Origin of the sequence: Streptomyces solincola (genome assembly GCF_002982015.1) — a bacterium.
In the GTDB taxonomy this organism is placed as follows: domain Bacteria; phylum Actinomycetota; class Actinomycetes; order Streptomycetales; family Streptomycetaceae; genus Streptomyces; species Streptomyces solincola.
Genome location: NZ_PVLV01000225.1, coordinates 1 through 5,274, shown reverse-complemented (window position 1 = coordinate 5,274; position 5,274 = coordinate 1). Strand labels below are relative to the sequence as shown.

The window sequence follows — 5,274 nt, the reverse complement described above, 5'->3', positions numbered from 1 at the left end:
GGTGAAGGAGCGTCAAGGGCGGAATCTGGACACGGGCGTCCGCTGAGCGGACGCCCGTGTCCAGATTCCGCCCTTGACGCTCCTTCACCCTCGCGCTCACCATTCAGCACGCGCATCGCACCAGTAGCTCCAACGCCCCGCGCCGACGCGGCCCGTGCCACGTGAAGCGGGGCGGTTCGCACGTTCCGTCCCCATCCCCGTACGGAATCCCCGGAGCCCCCACATGAGCCTCTCCGACAGCCCCGTCATATCCACCGCGCCCAGACGCGCGACCACCGCCGTCGCCGTCGCCGCGCTCGCCGTCTCCGGCCTGCTGGCCGCCGCCGTCCCGTCCGCGACCGCCGCGCCCGCCGCCCCCGCCGCGGCGGCGGCCGCCGCTCCCGACATACCGCTGGCCAACGTCAAGGCCCACCTGTCGCAGCTCTCCACCATCGCCGCCAACAACGGCGGCAACCGCGCGCACGGCCGCCCCGGCTACAAGGCGTCCGTCGACTACGTGAAGGCCAAGCTGGACGCGGCCGGATTCACCACCAGCATCCAGCAGTTCACCTCCAGCGGCGCCACTGGCTACAACCTGATAGCCGACTGGCCCGGCGGCGACCCCAACCAGGTCCTGATGGCCGGCGCGCACCTGGACTCGGTGTCCTCCGGCGCCGGCATCAACGACAACGGCTCCGGTTCGGCCGGGGTGCTGGAGACCGCGCTCGCCGTCTCCCGCGCCCAGTACAAGCCGACCAAGCACCTGCGGTTCGCCTGGTGGGGCGCCGAGGAACTGGGCCTGATCGGCTCCAAGTTCTACGTCAACAACCTGCCGACGGCCGAGCGCGCCAAGGTCTCCGGCTATCTGAACTTCGACATGATCGGCTCGCCGAACCCCGGCTACTTCGTCTACGACGACGACCCGACCATCGAGAAGACGTTCAAGGACTACTTCGCCGGCCTCGGAGTGCCCACCGAGATCGAGACGGAGGGCGACGGCCGCTCCGACCACGCCGCGTTCAAGAACGTCGGCATACCGGTCGGCGGGCTGTTCACCGGCGCCAGCCGTACGAAGACGGCGGCCCAGGCACAGAAGTGGGGCGGCACCTCCGGGCAGGCCTTCGACCGCTGCTACCACTCGTCCTGCGACTCCCTGTCCAACATCAGCGACACCGCGCTGGACCGCAACAGCGACGCCGCCGCGCACGCGATCTGGACGCTGTCGGCGGGCTCGACCCAGCCGCCGACCGGTGACACCTACGAGAACACCGCCGACGTGGCCATCCCGGACAACGGCGCCGCCGTCACCTCGACGGTCAACGTCTCCGGCCGCACCGGCAACGCGCCCGCCGCCCTCAAGGTGGGCGTGGACATCGTGCACACCTACCGCGGCGACCTGGTCGTCGACCTGCTGGCCCCGGACGGCTCGGCGTACCGGCTGAAGAACTCCAGCAGCTCGGACTCCGCGGACAACGTGCAGACCACCTACACGGTGAACGCCTCCAGCGAGGCGGCCAACGGAGCCTGGAAGCTGCGGGTGCAGGACATCGCCGCCCAGGACACCGGCTACATCAACGCCTTCCGGCTGACCTTCTGACCGACCCGTCCCACGCCGGACAGACCACTGCCGGGGGCGCGTGACCACTCACACCGCGCCCCCGGCAGTCGTACGTCCACCGGGCATCCCCCGGGAACGGGCGGCCCCTCGGCCGCCGGCCGCTACTCGCGTCCGTCGGCGGCGGCGACCAGGGCGTCCTTGGTGACGGCGCCGACGTAGACCGTGCCGTCGTCCGTCATCAGGGCGTTGACCAGGCGGGTCTTGAAGACCGTGCCGGAGCCGAACTTCCCGGTCACCTTGTCGCCCAGCGAGTCGAGGAACTGCCCGGCGGCGGCCGGGACGTCGCCCCCGGCGCCGTCGCCCTTGCCCTGCGCCGCACCCTTCGGCAGCTCGGCGGCGCCCGGGCCGCCGGACAGCTCGGCGATCGCCGTCCAGCCCTCGCCGATGACGTCCACCCCGCCGTCCTCGCCGCCGGCCGCTCCGCCGAACAGGCCCTCCAGGCCCGGCAGTCCGCCCGGCCCCTTCGTCGCCTCACCCGGGGCGTCCTTCGGCGCCTCGGTCACCTTGGCGCCCTTCGGCAGGGCGAACTCCGAGGCGGCCGGCCGGTCGAAGCTGACCTTGGTGAAGCCGGCGTCCACCACCGGCTTGCCGCCCTCCTTGGCGCTGAGGGTGAACTTGAGCGGGACGCCCGTCTCGGCGTCCACCGCGATCCTGACCGAGCCGATCGTCGAGCCGGCCTGCTTCGGCTGGACGACGAGCTGGTAGGCGTCCCGGCCGGCGATCCGCGCGGTGCCGTCGACCGAGACCTTCGTCGTGCCGTCGACGGCCTTCAGCGCCTGCTCGGCCAGCTCCTGCGGGGTCGTCTCCGGCGCCGCCCCGGGGCGGGAGTCCCGCTCGCCGGCCGGCTTGGTGGAGTGCAGGGCCTCCTTGGTCGAGCCGTCGTAGGCCCAGGTGTCCGAGCCGTTGTGGATGAGGCTGCGGTCCGTGCCGTCGGAGAAGGTCAGCTTCTGGCGGTCGGGGCCGTCGGCGGCGACCCGCAGGGTGTGCGTGCCGGAGGCCAGCTTCATGATCTGCTCGGAGGCCGAGACGCCGGCCGCCCGGTCCTGCGGGCCGCCGACCGCCGCGCCCAGGTCGCCCAGCCCGTCCAGCGAGGGCAGCCCGAGGTCGGTGCTGACCTTGACCGTGCCGGAGAGGGTGTCGGTGTCGGCGGCGGCGATCTTCTCCACGAGCTGCTGGGCGGTGAGCCGGGGAAGGTCCGGTTCACCGGAGGCGGCGAGCGCCGGGACCAGCCCGATGGTCGCCGCCGCCACCCCCGCGACGGCGATCGGGACCGCGTAGCGGGTCGCCTTGCGGGGACCTCGGCTGTCGTTCGGTGCCATGGTGCGTACCTCCGTGGGTCAGCGGGCCTTGTGTATCCCATCTGACCGCACGGCGGGCCGCCAGTCGTCAGCCCGGGGACTCAACCCGCGTACCCCTGGAGGATGAGGAACCCCGAGAGGAGTCAGGGCCGCCGGGCCCCGCGGGGCTCAGCCCGCCCGGTGCACCACCAGGTCGCACAGCTCCTCCAGCGCCGCCTTGGCGATGCCGTCCGGGAGCGGGGCGAGGATGGCGCGGGCCTCCTGGGCGTAGCGCACGGTGTCCCGGCGGGCCTGCTCCAGGGCGGGGTGCTCGCGCAGCCGGCGCAGCACCTCGGCCAGGCGCGCGTCGTCGGTGAGGTCGCCGTCGAGCAGGGCGACCAGCTCGGCGTCCTCCGGGCGGCCCTCGGCGGCGGCGCGGGCCCGCAGCCGCAGCACGGGCAGGGTGGGGATGCCCTCGCGGAGGTCGGTGCCGGGGGTCTTGCCGGACTCGTGGGAGTCGGAGGCGATGTCCAGGACGTCGTCGGCGAGCTGGAAGGCGACGCCGAGCCGCTCGCCGTACTGGGTGAGGATGTCCACCACCCGTTCGCCGGCGCCGGCGGTGAGCGAGCCGAGGCGGCAGGAGACGGCGACCAGGGAGCCGGTCTTGCCGGCGAGGACGTCCAGGTAGTGGTCGACCGGGTCGCGGCCGTCGCGCGGGCCGACGGTCTCCAGGATCTGGCCGGTGACCAGGCGCTCGAACGCCTCGGCCTGGATGCGGACGGCGTCCGGGCCGAGGTCGGCCAGCACGTGCGAGGCGCGGGCGAAGAGGAAGTCGCCGGTCAGCACGGCGAGGGAGTTGCCGTAGCGCTGGTTGGCGGAGGCCACTCCGCGGCGCACCTCGGCCTCGTCCATGACGTCGTCGTGGTACAGCGTGGCCAGGTGGGTCAGCTCGACCACGACGGCGGAGGGCACCACGCCGGGCGCGTGCGGGTCGCCGAACTGCGCGGCGAGCATCACCAGCAGCGGGCGGAACCGCTTGCCGCCGGCGCGCACCAGGTGCTGGGCCGCCTCGGTGATGAACGGCACGTCGCTCTTGGTGGCGTCGAGGAGCCCGGCTTCGACGGCCGCCAATCCGGTCTGGACATCGGCCTCAAGAGCCTGGTCCCGCACGCTCAGCCCGAACGGCCCCACTGCGGTCACGAGGGCATCTCCTGTCTGCTGACGATCACACGGATTGTCGATGTGTCGCTGGATTCACTCCCGTCAGCGTATCCGGTCGCCTTTGGATCACCGTGGGCACCTTCCCCCCGCCTCGCGGTGGTGTTGACCACCCGGTCTCCGGCCCCGGGGCCCGCCGGCCGGGCCGCTCCCGGGTACGGTCGGGCGGGCCGTCCCGGGCGGCGGCGCGTACGGTCGTTTCACGACATGCGGTCGGTATCAGGGCATACGATCGTCAGTAACACATACGACCGGGAGTAAGGCTTTTGTCCGGGACCGACACGGAAATCGACGCGACGGGCGGCGGCGGAGAGCAGCCGCCCCCCGAGGACGACCGGGCCTTCTTCGGCCAGCCGCGAGGACTGCTGACCCTCTCCGGCCTGGAGGTCTGGGAGCGGTTCTCGTTCCTGGGCATGCAGGCGATCCTCGTCCTGTACTTCGCGGACAGCGTCGCCAATGACGGGCTGGGCATGGACCCGGCCACCGCCGCGTCCGTCTCGGCGGCCTACGGCACCCTGGTCTACCTGGTCAGCGTGGCCGGCGGCTGGCTGGCCGACCGCATTCTCGGCTCCTACCGGTCGGTGCTCTGGGGCGGCGTCCTGATCGCCTGCGGGCACTACGCCATGGCGGTGCCGACCGCCGGGATGACCTGGACCGGGCTCGGGCTGATCAGCGCCGGCACCGGACTGCTCAAGCCCAACGTCGCCACCATGGTCGGCAAGCTGTACCGCACCGACGACGACCGCCGGGACGCCGGCTTCGCCCTCTACTACATGGGCATCAACATCGGCGCCTTCCTCGGCCCGCTGATCACCGGCTGGCTCGGCGAGAACGAGGGCTGGCACTGGGGCTTCTCGGCCGCCGCGTTCGGCATGACGCTGGGCCTGATCCAGTACGTGGCCGGCCGCCGCCACCTGGCCGGGCGCAAGCACTCCGCCGAGTTCGCGCTGGCCCCGGACGCCATGCGCCGCGCCGTGCTGCTGATCGTCGGCGGGCTGGTCGCGGTGGCCGCGCTCGGCGGGCTGCTGGCCGGGGTCGGCTGGCTGACCATGGACCGGTTCGTGGACGCCCTCACCCTGATCTCGGTGATCGCCCCGGTCGTCTACTTCGCGGTGATGTTCCGAAGTCCCCGGGTCACGCCCGCCGAGCGCGGCCGGCTGCGCCCCTACGTCGTCCTCTTCC

The 5,274-nt window shown here is 72.7% G+C and carries 4 protein-coding genes; 2 read left to right on the top strand and 2 right to left on the bottom strand.

The window, feature by feature from the left end; all coding sequences use genetic code 11:
• The first annotated feature begins 223 nt into the window (after nt 1-223).
• Nucleotides 224-1,576, top strand: a complete 1,353-nt coding sequence (locus tag C6N75_RS16035) for a M28 family peptidase (RefSeq protein ID WP_105869586.1) — start codon at nt 224-226, stop codon at nt 1,574-1,576.
• Nucleotides 1,577-1,698: 122 nt separating this feature from the next.
• Here C6N75_RS16035 and C6N75_RS16030 read toward each other — a convergent pair whose 3' ends face one another.
• Nucleotides 1,699-2,916 carry a LolA family protein gene (locus C6N75_RS16030; protein ID WP_105869585.1) on the bottom strand — a complete coding sequence of 406 codons (1,218 nt, stop codon included), beginning with the start codon at nt 2,914-2,916 and terminating at the stop codon, nt 1,699-1,701.
• 147 nt (nt 2,917-3,063) lie between these two features.
• Nucleotides 3,064-4,074: a polyprenyl synthetase family protein gene (locus C6N75_RS16025; RefSeq protein ID WP_105869584.1), complete on the bottom strand. Its 1,011-nt coding sequence runs from the start codon at nt 4,072-4,074 to the stop codon at nt 3,064-3,066.
• A 284-nt stretch (nt 4,075-4,358) separates the two neighbouring features.
• Between C6N75_RS16025 and C6N75_RS16020 the strand changes: the two genes are divergently transcribed.
• Nucleotides 4,359-5,274 (top strand): peptide MFS transporter (locus tag C6N75_RS16020; protein WP_456340829.1); only part of this gene is annotated, 916 nt, incomplete at its 3' end.

Bases quoted from the DNA above. Each gene is read 5' to 3' on its own strand.
- C6N75_RS16035 (WP_105869586.1), top strand. From the start codon at position 224: ATGAGCCTCTCCGACAGCCCCGTCATATCCACCGCGCCCAGACGCGCG.
- C6N75_RS16030 (WP_105869585.1), bottom strand. From the start codon at position 2,916: ATGGCACCGAACGACAGCCGAGGTCCCCGCAAGGCGACCCGCTACGCG.